The 23061-nt window shown below is 44.4% G+C and carries 24 protein-coding genes; 8 read left to right on the top strand and 16 right to left on the bottom strand.

Features of this window, described 5'->3' with window-relative positions; all coding sequences use genetic code 11:
* Positions 1 to 188 precede the first annotated feature (188 nt).
* The gene (gene murQ, locus AC5W14_RS11015; RefSeq protein WP_496194402.1) at positions 189 to 1112 is read left to right on the top strand and encodes an N-acetylmuramic acid 6-phosphate etherase; all 924 of its coding nucleotides are present in this window, start codon (positions 189 to 191) and stop codon (positions 1110 to 1112) included.
* Between the two features lie 16 nt (positions 1113 to 1128).
* Positions 1129 to 2502, top strand: coding sequence for an N-acetylglucosamine-specific PTS transporter subunit IIBC (gene nagE, locus AC5W14_RS11010; protein ID WP_496194401.1), 1374 nt, complete (start codon positions 1129 to 1131; stop codon positions 2500 to 2502).
* 108 nt (positions 2503 to 2610) lie between these two features.
* Here nagE and AC5W14_RS11005 read toward each other — a convergent pair whose 3' ends face one another.
* From AC5W14_RS11005 to AC5W14_RS10985, 5 genes are all read right to left on the bottom strand, one after another.
* Positions 2611 to 3345, bottom strand: a complete 735-nt coding sequence (locus AC5W14_RS11005) for a GntR family transcriptional regulator (protein WP_496057865.1) — start codon at positions 3343 to 3345, stop codon at positions 2611 to 2613.
* 42 nt (positions 3346 to 3387) lie between these two features.
* Complete coding sequence (nagB, locus tag AC5W14_RS11000; protein WP_496194484.1) at positions 3388 to 4116, bottom strand: glucosamine-6-phosphate deaminase; 729 nt, start codon at positions 4114 to 4116, stop codon at positions 3388 to 3390.
* A 2-nt stretch (positions 4117 to 4118) separates the two neighbouring features.
* Positions 4119 to 5318 (bottom strand): N-acetylglucosamine-6-phosphate deacetylase, encoded by a 1200-nt coding sequence (gene nagA, locus AC5W14_RS10995; protein WP_496194400.1) that lies wholly within the window; start codon positions 5316 to 5318, stop codon positions 4119 to 4121.
* A gap of 128 nt (positions 5319 to 5446) precedes the next feature.
* Positions 5447 to 6817 carry an aspartate aminotransferase family protein gene (locus AC5W14_RS10990; protein WP_496194399.1) on the bottom strand — a complete coding sequence of 457 codons (1371 nt, stop codon included), beginning with the start codon at positions 6815 to 6817 and terminating at the stop codon, positions 5447 to 5449.
* Positions 6810 to 7805, bottom strand: a complete 996-nt coding sequence (locus AC5W14_RS10985) for a 2-hydroxyacid dehydrogenase (RefSeq protein WP_496194398.1) — start codon at positions 7803 to 7805, stop codon at positions 6810 to 6812. The genes AC5W14_RS10990 and AC5W14_RS10985 overlap by 8 nt, the downstream gene beginning before the upstream one ends.
* Positions 7806 to 8013: 208 nt before the next feature.
* Here AC5W14_RS10985 and AC5W14_RS10980 point away from each other — a divergent pair, with 208 nt between their 5' ends.
* Positions 8014 to 9624 (top strand): long-chain-fatty-acid--CoA ligase, encoded by a 1611-nt coding sequence (locus AC5W14_RS10980; RefSeq protein WP_496194397.1) that lies wholly within the window; start codon positions 8014 to 8016, stop codon positions 9622 to 9624.
* 297 nt (positions 9625 to 9921) lie between these two features.
* Positions 9922 to 10053 carry a hypothetical protein gene (locus AC5W14_RS10975; RefSeq protein ID WP_496058225.1) on the top strand — a complete coding sequence of 44 codons (132 nt, stop codon included), beginning with the start codon at positions 9922 to 9924 and terminating at the stop codon, positions 10051 to 10053.
* A gap of 372 nt (positions 10054 to 10425) precedes the next feature.
* Here the strand turns inward: AC5W14_RS10975 and gnd are convergent, their stop codons facing one another.
* Both gnd and AC5W14_RS10965 read right to left on the bottom strand, forming a co-directional pair.
* On the bottom strand, positions 10426 to 11331 hold the full coding sequence (gnd, locus tag AC5W14_RS10970) for a phosphogluconate dehydrogenase (NAD(+)-dependent, decarboxylating) (RefSeq protein WP_496194396.1): 906 nt from the start codon (positions 11329 to 11331) through the stop codon (positions 10426 to 10428).
* A 73-nt stretch (positions 11332 to 11404) separates the two neighbouring features.
* The gene (locus AC5W14_RS10965; RefSeq protein WP_496194395.1) at positions 11405 to 12979 is read right to left on the bottom strand and encodes a gluconokinase; all 1575 of its coding nucleotides are present in this window, start codon (positions 12977 to 12979) and stop codon (positions 11405 to 11407) included.
* A 196-nt stretch (positions 12980 to 13175) separates the two neighbouring features.
* Here AC5W14_RS10965 and AC5W14_RS10960 point away from each other — a divergent pair, with 196 nt between their 5' ends.
* Complete coding sequence (locus AC5W14_RS10960; RefSeq protein ID WP_496194394.1) at positions 13176 to 14033, top strand: MurR/RpiR family transcriptional regulator; 858 nt, start codon at positions 13176 to 13178, stop codon at positions 14031 to 14033.
* Between the two features lie 89 nt (positions 14034 to 14122).
* Complete coding sequence (locus AC5W14_RS10955; RefSeq protein WP_496057878.1) at positions 14123 to 14302, top strand: CsbD family protein; 180 nt, start codon at positions 14123 to 14125, stop codon at positions 14300 to 14302.
* A 41-nt stretch (positions 14303 to 14343) separates the two neighbouring features.
* Here the strand turns inward: AC5W14_RS10955 and ytvA are convergent, their stop codons facing one another.
* The 4 genes from ytvA to AC5W14_RS10935 all read right to left on the bottom strand — a co-directional run bounded on the left by ytvA (position 14344) and on the right by AC5W14_RS10935 (position 17527).
* Entirely contained in the window at positions 14344 to 15126 is a 783-nt protein-coding gene (ytvA, locus tag AC5W14_RS10950; protein WP_496194393.1) for a YtvA family blue-light photoreceptor, read from the bottom strand.
* Between the two features lie 105 nt (positions 15127 to 15231).
* Entirely contained in the window at positions 15232 to 15606 is a 375-nt protein-coding gene (locus AC5W14_RS10945; protein WP_496194392.1) for a hypothetical protein, read from the bottom strand.
* 462 nt (positions 15607 to 16068) lie between these two features.
* On the bottom strand, positions 16069 to 16647 hold the full coding sequence (locus AC5W14_RS10940; protein WP_496194483.1) for a methyl-accepting chemotaxis protein: 579 nt from the start codon (positions 16645 to 16647) through the stop codon (positions 16069 to 16071).
* Positions 16625 to 17527, bottom strand: coding sequence for a hypothetical protein (locus AC5W14_RS10935; protein WP_496194391.1), 903 nt, complete (start codon positions 17525 to 17527; stop codon positions 16625 to 16627). The genes AC5W14_RS10940 and AC5W14_RS10935 overlap by 23 nt, the downstream gene beginning before the upstream one ends.
* A 180-nt stretch (positions 17528 to 17707) precedes the next feature.
* Here AC5W14_RS10935 and AC5W14_RS10930 point away from each other — a divergent pair, with 180 nt between their 5' ends.
* Together AC5W14_RS10930 and AC5W14_RS10925 are read left to right on the top strand one after the other, a co-directional pair.
* Entirely contained in the window at positions 17708 to 18886 is a 1179-nt protein-coding gene (locus tag AC5W14_RS10930; RefSeq protein WP_496194390.1) for a YbfB/YjiJ family MFS transporter, read from the top strand.
* 89 nt (positions 18887 to 18975) lie between these two features.
* Positions 18976 to 20052, top strand: coding sequence for a branched-chain amino acid aminotransferase (locus tag AC5W14_RS10925; RefSeq protein ID WP_496194389.1), 1077 nt, complete (start codon positions 18976 to 18978; stop codon positions 20050 to 20052).
* An 82-nt stretch (positions 20053 to 20134) separates the two neighbouring features.
* On the opposite strand, the gene AC5W14_RS10920 is transcribed toward AC5W14_RS10925, so the two are convergent.
* The 5 genes from AC5W14_RS10920 to AC5W14_RS10900 all read right to left on the bottom strand — a co-directional run bounded on the left by AC5W14_RS10920 (position 20135) and on the right by AC5W14_RS10900 (position 22983).
* On the bottom strand, positions 20135 to 20308 hold the full coding sequence (locus AC5W14_RS10920) for a hypothetical protein (RefSeq protein ID WP_496057884.1): 174 nt from the start codon (positions 20306 to 20308) through the stop codon (positions 20135 to 20137).
* A gap of 154 nt (positions 20309 to 20462) precedes the next feature.
* The gene (gene fabZ, locus AC5W14_RS10915; protein WP_496057885.1) at positions 20463 to 20900 is read right to left on the bottom strand and encodes a 3-hydroxyacyl-ACP dehydratase FabZ; all 438 of its coding nucleotides are present in this window, start codon (positions 20898 to 20900) and stop codon (positions 20463 to 20465) included.
* 73 nt (positions 20901 to 20973) lie between these two features.
* The gene (locus AC5W14_RS10910; protein ID WP_496057886.1) at positions 20974 to 21258 is read right to left on the bottom strand and encodes a DNA-directed RNA polymerase subunit beta; all 285 of its coding nucleotides are present in this window, start codon (positions 21256 to 21258) and stop codon (positions 20974 to 20976) included.
* Positions 21259 to 21305: 47 nt separating this feature from the next.
* Positions 21306 to 22145: a flagellar hook-basal body protein gene (locus tag AC5W14_RS10905; RefSeq protein ID WP_496194388.1), complete on the bottom strand. Its 840-nt coding sequence runs from the start codon at positions 22143 to 22145 to the stop codon at positions 21306 to 21308.
* A gap of 22 nt (positions 22146 to 22167) precedes the next feature.
* Positions 22168 to 22983 carry a flagellar hook-basal body protein gene (locus AC5W14_RS10900; protein ID WP_496057888.1) on the bottom strand — a complete coding sequence of 272 codons (816 nt, stop codon included), beginning with the start codon at positions 22981 to 22983 and terminating at the stop codon, positions 22168 to 22170.
* Positions 22984 to 23061 lie beyond the last annotated feature (78 nt).

Raw genomic sequence — 23061 nt, 5'->3', positions numbered from 1 at the left:
ATAAAATAAGATAGTTTTTTTGGTATAGACATCTATACTATATGATGCTATATTTATGTAAGCGCTATTTTGTAAAAAGAAATGTCTTCAAATATATTTAACTTAAGAGATAATCTAACATTGGTATAGATATCTATACTTTAAGGTGGTAAATTTTTATTAAATTCCTATAGAAAAGGAGAATACTAATGTTCAATATTCATTCTATTAAAACGGAAAACAGAAATCCAAAGACACTGGATATAGATGAAAAGTCCACTCATGAAATGCTGTCCATTATTAATGAAGAAGACGCAATTGTGCCATTGACGATTTCCAGGGCGCTTCCTGCTGTTGTAATTGCAGTAGAAAAGATCACAGAAGCCTTTGAAAAAGGAGGAAGGCTTATATACATAGGAGCTGGAACAAGTGGAAAACTAGGACTCCTGGATGCTTCTGAATGCCCGCCCACATATGGAGTAGATTCAGCGCAGGTGATCGGGATACTGGCAGGAGGAGAAGCAGCTTTAAAAAATACTTTAGAAGATGCTGAAGATAACAAAGAAGCCGGACGTTCAGATATTTTATCTGTAAACATAACAGCAGACGATGTGGTCGTCGGTATAGCAGCCAGTGGACGCACACCTTATACTTTAGGGTCTATAGAGACAGCAAACAGCAAAGGAGCTTTCACAATAGCTCTTGTCTGTTCTTCTGGTTCTCCCATGGCATCTGCAGCTTCCCACACAATCGAGCTTTGTGTTGGCCCTGAAGTAATTACCGGCTCCACCAGAATGAAAGCAGGAACTGCCCAAAAACTTGCTTTAAATATGCTTTCTACTGTTTCTATGATAAAGATTGGTAAAGTTTACAGTAATTTAATGATTGATGTACAACCTACAAATTTAAAGCTCAAAGAGCGCGCTCTTTCTATTGTGATGGATGCATCTGGAGCAAATAGAGAGGAGGCGGCCTCCGCTTTAAAAGAACAAAAAAATAATACAAAAGCAGCTATTGTTCAATTAATTACTGGTGAGGGTGGTGAAGGTCCTGAAAAACTATTAAAAAAACATAATGGCCATCTTAAAAAAGCAATTCAAAATCATTTATACCTTACTAAAGAATCTAATTAATTAAGGAGGGTTTCATATGCTTGGATTTTTACAACAAATAGGAAAAGCTTTAATGCTCCCTATAGCTACTCTGCCTGCTGCAGCTTTATTACTTCGTCTAGGGGCAGAAGATATTTTCGATATCCCTTTTATGGCTGCATCAGGGGCAGCATTATTCGATAATCTACCTCTTATTTTTGCTATTGGAGTAGCTATCGGCTTAGCCAAGGACAATAATGGTGCCGCAGGATTAGCAGGAGCCATTGGTTATCTTGTTTTAACTAATGGAACAGCAGCAATCAATGAAGCTGTTGATATGTCATTTTTAGGAGGAATTATAAGCGGCGTTGTTGCCGGCTTGATGTACAACCGTTTTTATAATATTAAACTCCCAATGTGGCTTGCCTTTTTTGGAGGAAGACGGTTTGTTCCTATTATTACAGCAGGTACGATGATTCTATTAGCTTTTATATTCGGTTATGCATGGCCTCCTGTACAAGCAGGTATAGATTCGTTGGGGACCATGATAATAGACGCTGGTATGATTGGAGTAGGAGCTTATGGCTTTTTAAATCGACTTCTTATACCTATCGGCCTTCATCATGTTTTAAATAGTTTTTTCTGGTTCGAATTTGGGTCATTTGAAGGCGCTACTGGAGACTTGAACCGATTCTTCGCAGGAGATCCGACCGCAGGAATATTTATGACTGGATTTTTCCCGGTTATGATGTTTGGTCTTCCGGCAGCTTGTCTTGCTATGGTTTTTGCTGCCAAACCGGAAAAAAGACTTCAAACCGCAGGTATGCTTGGCGGCCTCGCTTTAGCATCATTTCTTACTGGAATCACAGAACCAATTGAATTCACTTTTATGTTTCTTGCCCCAGTCCTCTACTTAATTCATGCACTGCTTATGGCGGCTTCCATGATGATTACCTATGCCGCCGGAACCTTAAGCGGATTTGGTTTTTCCGCCGGCTTTTTGGATTATGTACTCAGTTATGGTTTAGCTACTGAACCTATCAGGCTGCTGCTTATAGGTCTATGTTTCGGTATTGCTTACTTTGTTATCTTCTATTTCGCTATCATTAAATTTAATTTGCAGACGCCTGGTAGAGAATCAGAAGAAACCTCTATCGTTTCCGCAAAAGGAGATGACAAGTATGATGTACTTGCTAATGGATATGTAGCTGCATTAGGTGGATATGACAATATTAAAAATATAGATAACTGTGCTACCAGACTGCGTTTGCAAATTCATAATATGGATGAAATTAATGAATCCGAAATAAAGCGCCAGGGTGCCAAAGGCATAGTAAAAATGGATAAAACAAATTTACAAGTTATTGTAGGTACGGATGTAGAATTCTTAGCAGATGCTATTAAAAATCAGAATCCTAACAAAAGTGCTTAAGCTCATTTCCCGCTCTTAAACAGAGCGGGATTTTTATGAGCATAAAAACCCCTTTGTCCTATTTCTAAAACAGGACAAAGGGGATTTATGTTGAAAAGTATTGAATATTTATTTTCGTTCGCTTCTTGGCATTTGAATGCTGAATTTATAACGGTCTCCTCTGTAGGCAGACTTTACATATTCAAACGGGGTTTTATCCTGAAGATACGTAATTCTTGAAATAAGCAGAATAGGATCGTTTACTTCTATCTCCAGAAGTTCAGCTTCCTTTTTCATCGATAGAGCCGCTTCCAGGGATTGTTCACCATATCCAATCGCCAGACTGAGCTCAGATTCTACGTATTCATAAATAGAATGTTGAACGATGCTTTCTGTTAAGCCGGGAACCATTTTTGTTGAAATATACGTTGTTTCCATGGCCATCGGCGACTGATCTGCCAGCCGTATACGCTGTATTTCGTAAACCTCTTCTCCAGCATTGAGGCCAAGCACACGGGCTGTTTTTCCAGCAGCCTCTTTAATAGTAAAGCCGATTAAACGGCTGCTCGGCTTCAGCCCCCGCGCCTTCATATCTTCTGTAAAACTTGTCAGCCCCTGCAGCGTCTGGGTGAATTTCTGCTCAGCAACAAAGGTTCCTCTTCCTTTTTCTCTGCGGAGCAGGCCCTCATTCACAAGCTCTGTTACTGCCTGCCTTACGGTCATACGGCTCACTTCGTACTGCTCTGCAAAAATCCGTTCGGAAGGCAGAACATCGCCTGTCTGCCATTCTTTCTTTTCAATTTTTTTGCGGATCAGCTCCTGAATTTGATAATAAATCGGGAGCGGAGACTGCTTGTCAATCATATGGCGTCCTCCTGGCATATTGTGGTACAAGCATTTTCTATCTTATGAAAGAAGTGAAACTGCTTCTTTATCGGCAATGATCGTAACATCGGGATGTTTGTGAAGAACAGAAGCAGGAAAAGCTTCTGTTACCTCGCCATTCATCAGCCGATTCAGAGCTTTCGCCTTTCTTTTTCCTGAGACGATCAACAATATACTGCGGCTTTTCATAATTGTGCCTATTCCCATGGTGATAGCTTTTTCAGGAACATCCTCCTGCTGCTTAAAGTATTTAGCATTAGCGGCTCTGGTTTCTTCATCTAATGTAACGACGTGCGTTGTGGAATGAAAGGAAGTGCCGGGCTCATTGAAACCAATATGTCCGTTTTCCCCAATACCTAAAAGCTGAAGGTCCACCCCGCCCGATTGCTGTACGATTGTTTCATAGCGTGCCGCCTCTTTTTCCCAATCTTCTGCTTCGCCGTTTGGAATATGGCACTGCCTTTTATTGATCTGCAGCGGACTTACGAACTTTTTCTCCATATATTTATAATAACTGTTTGGGTCAGCCGGGGAAAGCCCGGCATATTCATCGAGATTAAATGTCTGAAGGCCGGACAGATTTAGTGGTTCTGCTTTTAGTTTCCGGACGAGTGCGGCGTATGTTTCTTCAGGGGTGCCGCCTGTGGCCAGACCGAGCACGGCATCAGGCTTTTCTGCGATTTTTTCATACAGCAGCCGGGCAGCCGTTTCACTCATCTCTTCGTAATCCATTGCTTCTATTAAACGCACTGTCATTCTCCTTTCTGAAAGGCCAGTTGTCCTCTGCACCATGTTTTGTAAACCTGCCCTTCTCTATCCATCAAAACAAAGTCTGCATCTTTGCCTGCTTCAATGCTTCCTTTTCTGTCGAGCACTCCAGCTAATTCAGCTGGATTCCAGGAAGCCATCCGCACCGCTTCCTGCAGGGAACAGCCGCTGAAGTTCAACATGTTTTTGAGTGCTTCGTTCATTGGCAGGACGCTGCCGGCTATCGTTCCATCGTCTAAATATGGTTTGTTTCCTTTAACGGTTACCTGCTGGCCTCCAAGATCGTACTTCCCGTCCGGCAGTCCTTTGGCGCGCAGGGAATCCGTAATGAGCAGGGTCGACGCTGCACCTTTCAATCGATAGGCAAGCTTAACCATATCAGGGTGAATGTGCACTCCGTCTGCGATCATTTCTATTGTGATAGCAGGATTAAGAAGAGCTTCTGCTGCCAGTCCGGGGTCTCTGTGATGCAGGCCGCTCATCCCGTTATATAAATGCGTGGCATGAGACATCCCGTGCTTTTGTGCCGTCCGGACAAGAGCCGCTTCTGCGTTGGAATGCGCAGCGGAAGCGACTACTCCCGTTTCTTTTAAATAAGAGGTGAGCAGAAATTCCGGATCCTGCTCCGGAGCGAGCGATACTATTTTCACTTTTCCGGAAGCTGCCCGCTGCCACTCTCTAAAAAGAGAAACATCCGCCTGACGCAGATACCCCGCCGGCTGGGCACCTGCTTTTTCCTTTGTAAAAAAAGGACCTTCCACGTGGGCTCCGAGGCATTCGGCTTCAGCCCGCTCTTCCGCTTCGTAGCTTCCAACCTGTTCAAGTGCCTGTTTGATCTTGTCAGGGTGCTGGGTCATAGTCGTAGCTAAAAAGCTTGTTGTCCCTTCCCCCGGCAGAAAAGAGGCCATCGTTTTAAGCGCGGTTTGTGTTCCATCCATTACGTCGCTGCCGTTGGCTCCATGAATATGAACATCAACAAAACCCGGTACTAGAAAAGTGTTCTTTTCTTTAGAGAAATCCAGTATTGCTCCATCTTCTACCATTATTTTGCTCTTATATAATTCCCACTCTTCCATAGAAGCTGCCTTTGTAATTTTATACTCCTGTATATGAATAAACGCCCGATCGATATCCTCTTTCGGATTAACGACACGAACATTCTTTATAATCCATTCGCTGCTCACTTTCTCACTCCTTATTATATTCTCTTGCTTTAATTGTACCGTTAAATGTTATAGTTGTCTATACCAATAAACCAAAAAAGAACCACCAGATTTTATTTTATCTGGTGGAACAGAGCCATTTACTTTTTTTATTGGGTGACAACTTCGTGAATTGTTTCCTTCAACGTTTTTACAAGAAAATCAAAGTCTTCACGGGTAAGACTTAGCGGGGGCGAAAGCGTAATAATATTATTATAGCCGTTTACCGTATCCGCCGTTTTCCCGATAATCATCCCTTTTTCTTTGCAACGTGCTACTATCTGCGCTACTTTCGCTTCTTCCCACGGTTTTTTGTTTTCTTTTGTTTCCACAAATTCAATTCCTGCCAGCAGCCCTCTTCCCCTGACATCTCCTACATGAGGAAGGGAGAGCAGTTCCTGCAGTGACTCCTGCAGTTCTTTTCCAAGTTCTTCTGAGCGGGCGCTTAACTGCTCTTTCTCCATAATTTCCAGGTTGGCAAGTGCCGCCGCGCATGATGCCGGGCTTCCTCCGAATGTATTCACATGCCGGAAATGATCATGGGCTTCTGTCCCCTGAAAAGATTCATAGATTTCCCGCTTCACAGCTGTTGCGGACAGCGGCAGATAGCCGCTTGTAATGCCTTTCGCCATCGTTACGATATCCGGCTGCACATCAAAATGCTGAAATCCAAAAGGTTTACCGGTTCGGCCAAATCCGCAGATCACTTCATCTGAGATTAACAGGGTCCCGTTCTTCCGGCATGTTTCCTGAACCCGTTTCATATACGTATCTCCGGGAACAAGTACGCCTCCTCCTGTAATGATAGGCTCCATGATTACTCCGGCGACCGTTTCGCCAAGCTCCCAGTTCATAACGTTTTCCAAATCCTGTATTGCTTTTTCATTGCTCTGGTCTTCTGTTTCCATTCCCGAGCGGTAATGATCCGGCGGTGACACATGAACAAACCCGGGCAGACCCGGACCGTATTTATATTTACGCTGGGCCTGGCCGGTTGCTGCAAGCGTAGCCATCGTATTACCGTGATAGGAACGATAGCGCGAGATAAATGTTTGGCGCGCCGCCTCCCCTTTTTGATGAAAGTATTGTCTGGCTATTTTAAAGGCCGTTTCATTTGCTTCCGACCCGCTGTTTGAGAAAAAGATAACATAATCCCCACCCAGCCACTCGTTGAGCTTCTCAGCCAGCTGAATAGCCGGCTTATGGCTTTGCGTCAACGGATAGAAAGGCATGCCCAGCAACTGTTCGTACACGCTCTCCGCTATTTCTTTGCGTCCGTATCCTGCATTTACACACCAAAGACCGGCCATCGCATCAAGGTAACGGTTTCCCTCTATATCTTCGATCCACGCCCCTTCTGCTTTTGAGGCAATAAAGGAACGCTTTTTGCTTCCCGGGCGCATGGCATGCCATACGAGTTCCTCGTCTTTTTCATACCATTCGGCCGGACTGACTGCTTCTGCTGTAAACCTTTCACTCATGTTCATTCCTCCCTTTCTGTATTTCCGGGTTTATTATATAAGCCGGGGTCTGTCCTTTCAGTACCTTTAGGGCGTTGTCTGCTGCAAGCAGAGACATATTGTTTTCGTTCTCTGCTGTTGCCGAGCCCAGATGCGGAAGCGTAATGACCTGATCCATGGTTAAAAAAGGGTGATCCGGCTGAATTGGTTCCTGCTGGAACACATCAAGGGCCGCTCCACGGATTTCTTTATTTTTTAGTGCATGAACCAGTGCCTCTTCATCCACTACCGCTCCTCTGGAAGCATTTATGAAAATAGAGCCTGGTTTCATTTTCCTGAATTCCTCTGCTCCCATTAACCCTTTTGTTTCCGAAGTCAGGGGTGTCATGAGCACGACAAAATCGGACTGTTCCAGCAGGCTTGGTAATTCATGATAAACCGCTCCGTACTCTTTTTCTGCTTTTTCCTTCTTGGAACGGGTATGATAAAGAACCTCCATATCAAATCCGAGGCTGGCACGCTTGGCTATTGCTTCTCCGATCCGTCCCATGCCAATAATGCCTATTTTCTTATGATGCACATCAACGCCAAATTTTTCATCAGGCATCACGCCATTCCACTTGTTCTCTTTTACAAACCGGTCCATTTCGGGGATTCTTCGGGCAGATGCCAGGACCATTCCGAATACAGCGTCTGCGACCGTATCATTAAGAACGCCCGGCGTATGGCAGCCAGCGACCCCTTTCTTAGACAGCGCTTTCATATCAAGGTTATCGTAACCTACTGCTACATTGCTGACAACCTTTAAGGCCGGGGCATGTTCGAGCAGCTGTTCATTTATCTCAAGTTCCACCCCGACAATCGCTTCTGCCTGCTTTACTACTTCACGAAAACGTTCATTTTCCAGGTTTTCTCCCTGCGTAAAGTAAACTGTTTCGTATTCCTGTCCGAGCTTATCCAGTGCTTCTTCGCTTACTCTTCCATATGCTAAAATATACGGCTTTTCCATTTTATCCCACCTATGTATCAGTTTCTTCGTTGTAACGTACCTCTTCTATACAAGGAACTTCCTTTCCTTCCTTCTTTATAAAAAGAATTAAAATCTATCTTAATATGTTAATTTTTTCATATAAATTCATAAAAAGTAAGAGGGTTATATTTTACGATGTGAAGGTTTTGTCCGCTACTTCAACTTGGACCGGTGCTCCTATCTTGACATGTTCTTCCATAAAGATTATGTTTATTGTAGTAGTTTGTTATCGCTTACATTGAATGACTGTTCATTCATTATTTCAAAAAGGAGGATTCATTTATTGACTACACTTGTGGATTATTTAGAGGATGCAGCCAATGTCTCTGCTGAGTCTACTGCGTACATATGGCAGGACCAGCCCTTTACCTATTCGTCTCTTGCTAAAGACATTAACCAGGCCGCCGGTGGACTGGAATCACTCGGTGTTCAAAAAGGAGACCGTGTAGCACTGCTGCTCGGAAACTCTCCGGAATTTGTTATTTCGTATTACAGCATTCTCCGCATTGGTGCAGCCGTTGTGCCAATGAACCCGATGTATACACCAAGCGAGCTTGAGTTTATTCTTTCCAACTCGGGAGCAAAAGCCATTATTGGTATTGGAAAAATGAAGGACCCGCTTCTGCAGGTAAAAGCAAAACTTTCTTCTCTGGATCACGTTATCCTGACAGGAGAAGGCCTTGAGCCATCACCGGACTATATCTCTTTTCCCTCACTGCTGGACGAAAATCAGGCTCCATTAAGCAGCACAACGCTTACAAAGGAGGATACCGCGGTTATTCTTTATACATCAGGTACAACCGGCCGGCCGAAAGGGGCTATTTTGACGCATGAAAATGTGCTCTCCAATGCACTCGCTACGGCAGATGCCATGGAGTATGAAGAAAAAGATGTCTCCATGGCCGTGCTGCCGATGTTTCACGTATTCTGTATGACCGTCTCAATGAACGCCTCTCTTATTAAAGGAGTGCCTATCGTCATTATGCCAGCCTTCAGTCCAAAAGAGACCGTGGCAGCCATACAGAAGCATCAGGTGACCTTGTTTGCAGGGGTGCCGACAATGTATAACTTTATTAACCAAATGCCTGATATCGGAAAAGAAGAGCTTTCTTCCATCCGTCTCTGTATTTCCGGCGGTGCGTCCATGCCGGTAGAGCTTCTCAAACGGTTCCAGCAGCGATTTGATGTGCCGATTCTGGAAGGCTACGGGCTGTCGGAAAGCGCTCCAGTTACGGCTTTTAACCCGCTTCACGGCGAAAGAAAAGCCGGATCCGTCGGCGTGGACTTCCCGGGCATTCAAAATAAAGTCGTGGACCCGGAAGACAGAGAAGTGCCTCGAAATGAAGTCGGAGAACTGATTGTTCAAGGCCCCAACGTCATGAAGGGTTATTTAAACCTTCCGGAAGAGACCAGCATGACGATCCGTGACGGCTGGCTTTATACCGGCGACCTCGCCCGCATGGATGAGGACGGCTACATCTATATTGTAGACCGTAAAAAAGATCTCATCATTGTCGGCGGCTACAATGTGTATCCCCGGGAAGTAGAAGAAGTTATTTACCAGCATCCGGATATCGTAGAAGCAGCAGTCCTCGGTGAGCCCGATGAATCATACGGAGAAAAAATTAAAGCCTTTGTTGTTACAAAAAACAAAGAATTAACAACAGAGGATGTCCATGGTTTCTGCAGCCAGCATTTAGCTAAATTTAAGCTACCTGCTGCCATCGAATTTATTGAAGAACTTCCAAAAAACGCAACCGGTAAAATTTTAAAAAGAGCATTAAAAACCAGCTCCTGATCTCTTGAAAAACCGCTCTTCAGACAGAGCGGTTTTTCTTTATAAAAAAAGATTTCCGCTTTTTATAAATCCGCTGTATCTACTGTCAGAAGCGCTTTAGAGAAGTTGTCTAAATTTCCTGAACTTTATTGAAATTCTTCTATTGACAGTGCTTCAAAAATGGTTTAATTTTCCCTTATAAGCAATTTATTTACCAGCTGTTCAGCCAATAGATTTCCGCTCATACAAATCGTATGTTTGCGAAAAAAACACAGCGGGAAAAGTGTTTATAAGAAGATAAAAAAGGAGGGTTATTAATTGACACTAATGTACACAAAAGCTAGAGAGCTTTACGGCAAAGATGCAGAGCAGCAGAACAAATCAAATCCTGTTGTAAAAGCTGAAAAAAAGCCGCTTTTCAAGAAAAAAGCAAAGAAAACAAAAGCGTAATAACGACCCAGAAATAAATTCCTTTAAATAGGGAATTACCAGAATGCAGGGCTCGGATACCTGCTCGGCTTACCCTGCTGCAAGCGTAGAATTCTTCGTTTGATGTATCCCAACCCTGCTATATATACATAGCTGTTTACTAAAAAGCCTGACTTTTAGAAGCCAGACTCTTTTTTTTGCATTTTTTAGTCTTTTTTCAACTTAAGTCATATTATTTAAAAAATATTAACAGCTGCAGATTAAAAAAGCCGCCGATAACTTTCACACGATCATCCAGGCCGCTAAAGAGTTGGAAGAACAGTCCAATCAGTTCCGCCATATCCTATAGAAAAAAAGGCTGCTCCCTATTACAGGAAAACAGCCTTTTTCAATTTACTTATCGGTATTTTTTTCAGTCGCATGGCCGCCGAATCCGTGGCGCAGCGCTGCTACGACTTTCCCTGTAAACGTATCGTCTTCCTGCGAGCGGTACCTCATCATTAAAGCCATCGTAATGACGGGTGCCGCCATTTCCATATCAAGCGCGGACTCTACGGTCCATTTTCCTTCTCCGGAAGAATGCATGACCCCTTTTATTTCATCGAGCCTCGCATCGCCTTTGAATGCTTCTTCCATTAATTCCATGAGCCAGCCGCGGATAACAGAGCCGTTGTTCCATACTTTGGCTACCCCTTCATAATCATAGTCAAATGGACTTTTCTCAAGAAGATCAAATCCTTCTCCAATCGCTGCCATCATTCCATATTCGATACCGTTGTGCACCATTTTCAAGTAGTGGCCGCTGCCGCCTTCTCCTGAATAATGATAGCCATCGGGTACGGACAGATCATCAAGTACCGGCTCAATGTGGTCAAAAGCGCTTTTCGCTCCGCCTACCATGAAGCAGGCTCCATTCCGGGCGCCGGAGATACCGCCGCTTGTTCCCATATCCATAAATCGGATGCCACGTTCAGCAAATGCATTATGGCGCTCCACTGATTCTTTGTAGTGCGAGTTCCCGGCATCAATGAGAATATCATCCTTATCCATGTAACCCGCTGTTTCATTCAGTACTTTTTCTGTCGGTTCCCCGGCCGGCACCATGACCCAGATGACGCGCGGTGTTTCCAGCTGCTGCACCAGACTCTCCAGGCTTTCAGCCGCCGTACCGCCTTCGCTCACAAAAGAATCTGCAAATTCTTTATTTAAATCAAAAGCTACTACCTCATGTTGTTTTTCCAGCATTTGTGCTCCTATATTAAATCCCATTTTCCCTAGTCCAACTAATCCGATTTTCATAATATATTTCCCCCTTTTATTTTATAAAAAGCCGTTGAATATGTTTTTTGAGCTCCCTTACAACCCGCGACAGTTACAGTGTTTCTTCTTTCCGAGTAGGGGAAAGCCGTCTTTTCCCTTCCGCATGGGAACGCTGTACTTCGGAGATCGCTTTGAATTCGTCTTTCAGATCTCTTGCCATCCGTAAAAAAATCGGCTTAATGTCTCTGTAGGCTGTGACATTTTCTTTAATGGGATATTGTTTTTCATCAATGGAAATGGTCTGCTCAATGCTGTCCAGGCTTTCCACCATACCAAGGGCTTCCATCGCCATCCAGGCCGCTCCGTAGCAGGAGCCCTGATGGCTTTCCGGAATAACAATCTCCGTTTCAAACATATCAGCCATCATCTGCTTCCAGGTCTGTGAGCGGGCAAAACCGCCGCCTGCCCTGAACTGCCTGGGTTCGACGCCTGCTTCCATCAACGCGATAACAACCGAGTACATCTGCATCATGACGCCTTCCATCACGCTTCTGAGCATATGCTCCCTGCCGTGGTGAAGCGTCAGGCCAAAGAACATTCCTTTTGTATCGGAATTCCAAAAGGGAGCCCTTTCCCCCATTAAGTAAGGAAGAAAGATTAAACCGTCCGAAGCCGGGGCTACCGAATCAATAATGTCATTGAGCACGTCGTACGGATTTTTCCCTTCCTGCTCTGCCAGCTTTTTTAAATCAGGAAATAATTTATCCCGCGCCCAGCGCAGGGCAATGCCGCCATTATTAATTGGTCCGCCGATCACCCACCTGTCTTCGGCAAGCGCATAACAGAAAATACGCTGCTTTGGGTCTACATGGGGCTTATCAATTACCGTTCGCACGGCCCCGCTCGTTCCAATTGAGCACGCTATTACGCCGGGCGCAAGCGCACCTGAACCGACGTTGGCAAGTACTCCGTCGCTTGCTCCAATAACAAAAGGCGTTTTTCCTGAAAGACCAAGCTCTGTTTGAAGTCCTTCTTGGAGGCCGGTAAAAATAGTGTTTGTAGCGGTTGGAGCGGATAGCTGTTCTTTCGTAACTCCTGCTGTTTGAAGGGCTTCCTCGTCCCAATCCAGGTTTTCAAGATGAAAGAGTCCTGTCGCAGACGCAATCGAATAATCAATGGCGTACGTGCCGAACAGCCGGTAAAAGACAAATTCTTTAATTGAAATCCATTTTGCCGCCTGCTTAAATAGAGCAGGCTCGTGTTTCCGGTACCACATTAATTTTGTTAAAGGCGACATCGGATGAATCGGCGTACCGGTCCGCATAAAAATCTCATGACCGTTTCCGTCTTTTAATGCCTCTGTTTCCTTAACCGAACGCTGATCCGCCCAGGTAATAAGCCTGGTAAGAGGCTCTCCATTCTGATCAACTGCCATAATATTGTGCATAGCCGAGCTGAAGCCTGCCCCGGCTGCTTCTATTCCCTGTTTTTTTAAAGCTGTTACGGTATCTTTTATCGTTTCTATGACAGCGGAATATACTTCTTCCGGATTCTGTTCTTTTTCTGAAGGGATGGAGGAGTACAGCGGATATTCTTTTTCTATTTCCGAAAAAATACGGCCGTCTGTTCCATATGCAAGAGTTTTTGTACTCGTCGTACCGATGTCAATTCCAATAATCGCTTTCATTTTTAATCCTCCCTTAGAAATTAGAGCGGTTTCATTTTTGCGCACGAATGAAAATATTTTTCTTATTTTTTAATTATACAAGAAATAAAATTTTATACAAGCCGAAACTAATTTTCTTTTTCCACTTTTTTCAACTTCTCTTCTTTCCATGTTTGCTATACACTATCAAGAAGACACGCCCGGAAAGGAGCCGTTTATGGCTGATACATCGATTCCGCACGTATTTCACCGCATCCACTCTTCCTATAAGCAGATGAGTGCAAAAGAGAAAAAAATTGCCGATTACGTGTTAAAAAACCCTGAAAAAATTATTCATTCCACCATTAATCAATTGTCTGATGACCTTCAGATAGCCGACGCTACTGTTTTTCGATTCTGTACGCATTTGGGATTCAAAGGCTATCAGGCTATGAAAATTTCGCTTGCCTCCGAGCTTGTGACACCGATCGAAGACATTCATGAAGATATCAAAGAAGATGATTCTGAAATGACTATTATGAACAAGGTGTTCCAGTCCAATATGACAGCGCTGGCCCACACAAGAGATATCCAAACCGCAGACACACTCCAGGAAGCCTTGACTATTCTCCTTGAAGCAGGCCAGGTCCACTTCTACGGAAACGGAGGATCGGGAGTGACGGCGCAGGACGGCCAGCATAAATTTATGCGTACCGGGCTTTCAAGCCTCGCTTACACAGACAGCCACCTTCAGCTGATGGCCGCTTCCCAGCTTAAGCCAAAGGATGCCGCCTTTTTCATTTCCCACACGGGCGCGAATAAAGACCTATTGGAAGTTTTGGAAGTGGCTAAAGGCAAAGGGGCCCGGACCATTGCTATTACTAACTACGCTAAGTCCCCTCTTACAAAACAGGCCGATATTTCCCTGTATACGGTGGCGCAGGAAACAGAATATCGTTCGGAAGCACTGGCTTCCAGAATTGCCGAGCTGTCTCTGCTCGATACCCTGTATGTGAATTACTGTGTTAAAAGAAAACAGCAGACGCAGGAAGCTTTATCTTTAATCCGCGATGCTATTTCCCGAAAGCGGCTGTGACCCTTCCCCGAGCCTTTAAATAATTCCGGTTTCATTTCCCGGCCGGAGAGGAATATAAGAGTATTAACTTATAAAGGGAGCGAAACATAATGGCAGATAAAAAAGGATTCAGCGACAAAGCAAAAAGTACAGTAAACAAAGCCAAAGGTGAAGTAAAAGATCAGGTAGGAAACGCAAAAAACGATCCGGATATGCAGGCAGATGGAAAAAAAGATAAAACCAAAGGCAAAACCCAAGAAGGCATTGGAAACCTAAAGAAGAAAAATTAATAAAAAAAAGCCGAAAATCCCGGAGAGGATTTTCGGCTTTTTTAGGTTATATCGTATTGTTTTAAAATGCTTTTCACGGTCGATGCCGTCTGAATATCGGTTAGATTGATGTTTCTTCCCACAAAGGCAATCGACAATTCCGGAGAAAGGCCTGTAATAATAAGTTTTGCTCCAAGCATTTTTAACAGACGATTGAGATTTAAAAGCCCATCCGCCACCATATTATCGTATTTCCCCAGACCGGATAGATCCAGCACCAGGTAAGAGTAATGCATCGAATAATAGGTTTCCGATATATAATTGCGGATCGTTTCAAACCGTTCATAGGATAAATCCCCAATAATAGGAAGCACCGAGAACTCTTCTGTAATAGGAACGATAGGCGTTGACAGCTGAGAGACCTGTTCCTGGGTTTTTTCCAGGTTTTCTTCATACTCTTTTTGTTTGGATATATCTTTCTGCACGCCAAGAAAATAGAGCTTTCCTTCTCTATACAAAGGCTCTATATATATTTCATTCCAAAAAACGCGGCCATCTTTACGGCGGTTGAGTATTTCCACAGTAACCGGCTTCTTTTCTTTTATGCCACGCCGCATTTCTTCGACCGCATCGCCTGCTGCGACATCACTCTGCAGAAACCGGCAGTTGCGGCCGAGCGTATCGCTGCTCGTGTATCCGGTAATTTCCGTAAAACCATTGTTCAAATAAATAATCGGATTATCCGACTGGGAAGGATCCGTGATGGTAACGCCCACCTGTGCTGAATCAATTGTCTGCACAACGAGTGAATCAGCGAACTCCTTTGAAATATAATTATCTTTCATCGCAGTTTACCTCTCTCTATCTACCAACATCATTTTTCTACATTATACTCTTACAAATAATACCCTGCTACTATTTGAAAACATTTGCTTTTTCTGCATTGTTTATTACTTACCTTCCACCGGACACGGGGCATGTTCCTCCATAAAGGTATAGATGCTTTCTGCATCAGCTTCTCCCTCATAAGGGGTTTCCTGCTTCTGATCCGCAAAAAGAAAAGAAGCAGTGCCGTTTTCCATGCCGGCCGTTTGACTTAGAATTTCCACCGCTGCCCCGCCGGTTTCTCCACATACATTGGAGTAAGTAAGAAGCGCGTCATAAAAAGGTTTTTCCGCTGTCATATTTTCTTCATTGGAAAACAGAAAAAAAGAAGGGCTTTCCGGACTTTCTTCCAGAAGAGCCGATTCTGTGCTTTTTGTTCCACACCCGGCCAGCAGGGCTGAAATAGATAAAAGAAAAAGTATGTATGTCCAATATTTCATTTCAGCCCCCTTCCCGGTACAGCAAAACAGTCCTCCGGATAAAGAAAGGCAATTCATTGTACCATTACGTATATTAGTAATATTTTCCTTATTTCAGTTCTTTTTAAACATTTTATCGCTAATTTAAAGAAAATATTTTTATGCGAATGAAAAATATTGTTGTTTCCACACTCCTATAATGGGTATATAGAAGTATAAAGATACTTTTTAAGGCAAATAATAAGGGAGGTGCACACGATGGAATATGCTCTTTCAGAACAGCTGGTTTTTTGTTCTAAGCTTAACTGTTATGTTAAACAGGAATTATCCCAGGTATATAACAAAGGAAAAATGGAATGCATGGTTACCTGCACCGGAATCAACGAAAGCTGCGCATCGTGCCCTATTTTAGCTTTTAATGATAAATACAGCAGTACGCCGGAAAACAAGCTGGTCCCCTCTCTATAAGAGGGAGCCGGCTTTTTATTTTAGTTTTTCTGCTGCACATTTCAACTGTCCGGCCAGTCCATCCACGGCCGCAATAGCTTCCGACAATCCTTTCATGCTTACAGACTGCCGCTCTGCAGCAGCAGAAATCGAGCGGGCTTCCATTAAAGTAGTAGTTGTCAGCTCGGTCGCCGCTTCAGAGGACTGCACCAGAATGCCCGTTTTACTTAAGAGCTGCCCGGTATTCTGCATCGACTGCTCCATTTGTTTATGGACGATGTCGGCACCGGCTGCAATCTGTTCCAGCATCTCGGCTGCTTCGGTCGTAAGCGTCTTACCCTCTTCAAGCTGTTCCTCCCCTTTTTTCCAGACAGAAGAAGCCGAATGAATGTCTTTTTGGATATTTGTTACGATATGCTTTATGCTTTTAGCAGAGTTATTAGACTGCTCGGAAAGCTTTCGTACTTCACCTGCCACTACCGCAAAACCTTTGCCCACTTCTCCCGCTCTTCCCGCTTCAATCGAGGCGTTTAAGGAAAGCAGATTTGTCTGATCGGCAATGTTCGTAATTAATTCGACCATTCCTCCTATTTTAGCGGACCTTTCTTCCAGCACCTTGATCGTTTCTGTAAATTCCTGCAGTGATTTCACGCCGGCTGAAGACTGTGCCGCCCACTGACCGGATGAAAGCCTGGACCGCTTTATTGTGGCCCGCTAAATCATGAATAAGGTATTCTATAGCCTTTAGGGCTTCTATCTCTTTTTCTGTTTGAACAGCCTGCCTTTCATGCCCGCCGGCAAGAGCAGTAACAGCGGAACTGATTTCCTGTGCAGCCAGTTCCGCTTCCCTCGTATTGGTGAATAGATCAGCAGAGGCACCTCGAATATTTTGTGTTAACCCTGCAATAACCTCTTGCTGCTTCCGTTGAACAGCAGCCTGTTTTCTATTGAATGCTTCGCTCGACTTAATTTGAAATACCAGGGCAGTAACAGTGAGGATAACAAATACGGCATGCACGGTCACCATGACAATATTATATTCCATCATCCCGTAGACCGCAGCCGAAAAAAAGAGAAAACCGGTAATGTGATGCAGCGCATATAGAGAAGCTGATAATAAAAGCAGCGGGATGCTTCTGTAATAAGCTACAATAGCAAGAGAGACAAATATAGAAAAATGGTATTCCACCATTCCTTCTCCTGCAGCAATGGTCCCCATCGCAGTCAACGTTATCGCAAGCGTTAACATAAGCGGAAGTTTAGCGTTTGCTGCTGAAGCCAAATAAACCAGCAGAGAAGAAATATAGAGCCCTGCAGCCCCTCCAATGAAGACAACAGCCATAACCAGGGAAAAGCCGTTCAGGCTGCTGCCCGATCCGCTGTGATTCATCATAATATGCTGCCAATGAAACATTTGGTGTAAAATAAGGACAGTCGTCATAATAAAAAGAGCACCGCCTCCAATCCAAAGCATTACCTTGTTTTTCTCTCTCATCTTCTCTTTCTCCCTTATATAAGTCTTTATACTTATATATTATATTCTATTTTAGATATATATGCCCATAAAATAATTTTATTAAACAAAAATATTACATGTTCACTTAATAATTACATATAAATATGGATAAAATAATTAAACAAGGAAATAAGAACTATAAAAAAAGAGGCTGATACAATGAAATGGATACCAATCGTTTATATGGCAGCCGGGTTTCTTGCTTTGTCCGTTGTAATGGGGATTGGCCGGTTTGCTTTTACACCACTTCTCCCTCCAATGGAAAGCCGGGGCCTTGCTCCTTTTTCTGCCGGACTTCTGGCCTCCGCTAACTATACGGGTTATTTTATTGGAGCAATGTGGGCACGCCGCCTTGAACCTGGCAGAGGCATTATCTATTCCGGGCTGGCTGTCAGTGTCCTCACCACAGCTGCTATGGGGCTGAGCGGCTCTCTTTTCCCCTGGCTTGTGTGGCGGCTGCTGTCGGGCGTTGCAAGCGGCCTGGTGTTTGTCCTTGTTGCCGCTTTTGTCCTTAATAAATTAAAAGGGTATGACCGCCTGCCTGTATCCGGAGTGCTCTATGGCGGCGTAGGCGGCGGCATTCTGCTGTCCGGCCTGTTTACCCCTTCTTTAGTCGAAAGAGTTGGAATGGAAGGTGCCTGGCTAGGCTTTGGGGTTATCAGCCTCGTGCTGTCCCTGTTAATCTGGCTCGGTCTGCAGCTAAAGCTCCCTGAGCTGTCCAATCAGACACCGTCTTCTGATAAAGCCTCCTTTATTGCCGTCGATACTCCAGACCCCAAAGCCGTGCAGGCTCTTTATCTTATCTATGGCTGTGCAGGCTTTGGCTACATTATATTCGGAACCTTTATTATTTCGCTTTTGTCTTCCAAAGGAGAACTCGGCCTGTCTCCATCCTACATATGGGCTGTTGTCGGGGCGGCAGTTATTCCTTCCTGCTTATTCTGGGCCTGGCTGCAAAAGCATATCGGAATCCTTTCTGCGTTAAAGGGCGCCTATATTTTACAGACCGCAGCGGTGCTTCTGCCGATTCTTTCTCCAACGACAGGATTTGCCGTAGTCTCTGCCATCGGCTATGGAGGCTCTTTCATGGGCATTGTAGCGTTAACGATGATGCTTGCCAGACAGCTGCAGCCTCTAAAGCCGCAGCTTATTATGGGAGGTCTCACTGCAAGCTACGGCATCGGCCAGCTTATTGGACCGCTGGCAGCGGCAGCCGTAACAACCGGCAGTGAATATACCGGCGGATTTATTCTATCGGCAGGAGTGCTTCTGATTAGTATTTTGTTATTGTTTCTTAAAAGCCGCGTGATTGAGAACTCGATTACCTCTTATTCTTGAACAGTCTTTCCTTAAGTGGTTTTTTAAGAGTATACTTGCTATAATGCACACCATACGATTGTATTTACACACAAGGAGAGCGATACGGTATGTCTTTATCATTGGCCATTCAAGAGAGAGAAGAAAAAAAGTCAAAGCCGGATTATGATAATCTCCGCTTTGGCGCAGAATTTACCGATCATATGTTTATTATGGATTACAGCACAGAGGACAGCTGGCACGACCCTAGAATTGTTCCATACCAGCCGTTAACAATGGATCCATCCAGTCTTGTGTTTCACTATGGGCAGGCGGTATTTGAAGGATTAAAAGCCTATCATTTTCAGGATAAGCTGCTTTTATTCCGCCCGGAGAAAAATTTCAAACGCCTGAACGAATCCAACCGCCGCATGAACATTCCCGAAATTGATGAAGATTTCATGGTGGAAGCTTTAAAAGAACTGGTTAAGCTTGAAAAAGACTGGATCCCTACAAAAGAGGGGCAGTCATTGTATATCCGTCCCTTCATTATCGCGACGGAAGCAAGCCTCAGCGTCAAGCCTTCCTCACGCTATAAACTCATCATTATTTTATCTCCGGTGGGAGCCTATTATTCCAACTCCGAGCAGATGAGCCCGGTAAGTATTTTTGTAGAGGACGATTATGTCCGTTCGGTAAAAGGCGGCGTCGGCTTTACTAAAACGGCAGGCAATTATGCAGCAAGCCTGAAAGCCCAGAAAAAAGCAGAAGATCTTGGCTATGACCAGGTGCTCTGGCTGGATGCCATTGAAAAGAAATATATAGAAGAAGTAGGCAGTATGAACATTTTCTTTAAAATTAATGGAGAAGTGATTACGCCTGCATTAAACGGCAGCATCCTGGAAGGGATTACCCGTAATTCCGTAATCGAGCTGCTTAAAAGCTGGGATATTCCAGTGACTGAGCGTTTAATCTCTATAGATGAAGTAGAGGCAGCTCATGAAAACGGCACCCTGGAAGAAATATTCGGTACCGGCACTGCAGCCGTTATTTCCCCGGTAGGCACGCTTAAATGGAAAGGCAGAGACCTTTTAATCAACAACGGGGAAACAGGAAAACTTTCCCTCGAGCTGTATGAAACGATTGCCGGTATCCAAACCGGTATGATTGAAGATAAAATGAGCTGGACCGTTGCTGTCCAGACTTAATAGGCACCTAAAAACGAGAAAGCCCCCCAGGGCTTCCTCGTTTTTTAACGCTTCATGTCAATTCACCGTGCTGATAGATCCTTTAAAGCTTACTGCTTGGCTTATCTTCATTTATTTTTTCGTTTCGGACCGTCTGTTTGATCTTATCGTACAGCTCTTTTGATTTTTCTTTTTCCGCCTGCGGATGAAACCACTTATACTGATCTCGTTTTAACACTTTGAGCAGATGTTTTTTTTCTTTGGATGTTAGAAGCATTGCAGGAGCCCCCCTTATACGTTGTAACTGTTTCTTTTTATTTTATCACAGCCAGCCTGTTCTTTTTTATATAATGCCTGTATAAACCAGATAGAAAAAAAGCCCGGCATCCATACAGGCCGGGCTTTTCCATCTATTTATTATTCAGCTTTACTTAAGCAGACGGTGCGTCCTGCAGCGCAAAAGTCAGTTCTGTTTCTGCTACAATTTCGCCATCTACTGTGGCAGTGGCTTTTCCTTTACCAATAGAACGGCGGAAGCCTTTAATTTCCACTTCCAGCGTAAGCTGATCGCCCGGTTTGACCTGGCGCTTAAACCGGCAGCCATCAATGCCTGCAAACAAAGCCAGTTTTCCGCGGTTTTCTTCCAGCTTTAACAACGCTACAGCGCCGGTCTGAGCCATCGCTTCTACAATAAGCACACCGGGCATTACGGGATAATCCGGGAAATGTCCGTTAAAAAACTCTTCATTCGCTGTAACATTTTTAACAGCTACGGCTCGTTTGCCATCTTCTACTTCTATCACTTTATCAATTAGAAGAAAGGGGTAGCGGTGCGGAATAATGTCTTTAATTTCGTCAATAGTTAACATATGTATCTCTCCTCTTTTTTGAGCATACTAAAACACAGCCTGTTTATAGTATGCCATAAACAGGCTGTGCTATCTATCGACCCGTTACAAAGCGGATCAGTTCAATCCAAGTCACGGGATTCAACACCTGTAAAGACCCGCCGTCCCCTAAAATAAGATAGCCGACAATCAATCCCACAACAGCGAGGATAAGCAGTACGATAAGCAGGCCTACAAGGCGCTTCCATAAAGGGGGAATGGTTCTATCCTGGTTTTCTTCTTTATGAGGAGCTCCGCTGTCCGATGCTGGTTTTCCTCTATGCCTATGCCTCTGTTCCGTTCTGGTCGTCCCCTGCCTGGGCTTTTTTCCTGGCTTCATCGGTTTCTCTCCTATACCATCCATCCGGCAAGCCAGCAGCATGTTAATTAACCGCGAACGCTGTTAATTAGTCCCATCATTTGGTCTCCCTGCGTAATTGCACGGGCGTTGAAGGAATAATTACGCTGTGCCTGAATAAGATTTGTCATTTCCTGTCCCATATCAACATTAGACTGCTCCAATGTTTTCTGCTGAAGCAGATCTGATGTTCCCGGTTGCAACTCTATCATATCTCCTTCTGCGATATCAAGCAATGCAGGATCTGGAAGTGTATAAGAATTACCGCCCTGATTTTCCAAAAGCTGCGGTTTAAGTATTTTAGCCAGTTCAATGCTGCCGATTTCTGCTGTTTCCCCATTTTCCAGAACGGCTGTAAGCTGTCCGTTATTACGCAGTGCAATTTCTCCTGCGCCGTCAGGCACGTTTATTCTCTCCCCGTTCTCTCCGAGTACATATTCCCCTGAACTATTTACTAATGTCCATGAGCCGGGCACCTGCGGGTTCTCAGACAGCTTAAAGTTGCCATCTTTGGAATAGCGCCTTTCCGCCCCTTCTCCCTGCGTGTTTTCTACTTGAAAGAAGGAATCTTCGGCAGTAATTGCAAAATCGAGTTCACGATCTGTCTGTTTTAAAGCGCCCTGCTCCAGACGGATAGCGGTCTGGGCAATGCCCGCTCCATTTCCCTGGCGGATGCCATCGGGCGTTTTGCGGCCCAGCTGATTGGCATTAGGCTGATTGTTAATCTGCTGGAACAATAGATCAGAAAATGTACTTTCTCTTCGTTTATAGCCAATTTGATTGCTGTTGGAAAGGTTGTTCGTAATGCCATCCATTTGTTTCTGAAGTTCTCCCATTGTATTGTATGCAGGCATCATCATTGAATTCATACACTGTCTCCTTTAGTTATAGCTATCCCAGACGGCCGACTTCATTTACGGCGCGCTGCATGCTCTGGTCATATGACTGAAGTATCTTCTGATTGGATTCGAAATTCCGGTAGCTGCTCGTCAGCTCTCCCATCGTCTGCGTAGCATCTACGTTGGACCGCTCCACAAAGCCCTGCTGCAGCTGATAGTCCGCTCCTGCCTCACCGGCTAACGGAAGGTCTCCATTCTCTGAACGATACAGCCCCGATCCTTCTTTTACGAGGTCATCGCTATTTTCTGCATAAGCTACAGCAATCTCCCCAACTTCCTCTCCATCCTCTGTTGTCACGATGCCTTCCCGGCTTAGTGAAAACCGTTCATTCCCTACAGCTATCGGTTGTCCGTCGGTTCCTTGAACATAATGCCCCTGGCTCGTCGTTAAGAAGCCTGCCCCATCCACGGCTAGATTGCCATTGCGGGAGTAGCCTGTTTCTCCTTCATCATTCGTCACTGCAAAATAAATAGAGCTCGGGTCTCCTGCTTCATTTTCAGGAACATTACCATTTAAAATAGCAATATCCACAGCATTCCCCGTTTCCTGAAGATCTCCCTGCATCGTGTTGGCCGTCTTTTCCTGCATATAAACGCCGGTAGCCAGATCTCCAATCGGGTAGGAGCCATGCCCCTTTTGGCCGGTAGTATTTTTAGCCTGCAGAAGCATCTCTGGAAACGTCCGGATTGCCCCTTTATCTTCTTTAAAACCAGGTGTATTCACATTCGATATATTATTGTTAAGCATTTCCGTTTTCCGCTGCTGGGTTATCATTCCACTGGCTGCACTATAAAACCCTCTTAACATCCGGGCGCCACATCCTTTTTTAGTTTCTTTCCGCTGCTGCTAGTACTCTCCTTCACTATATCGGCAGAAGAAAAATAA

The organism is Sinobaca sp. TMA16-18 (assembly GCF_059510535.1).
This window is presented reverse-complemented; position numbering and strand designations above follow the sequence as displayed.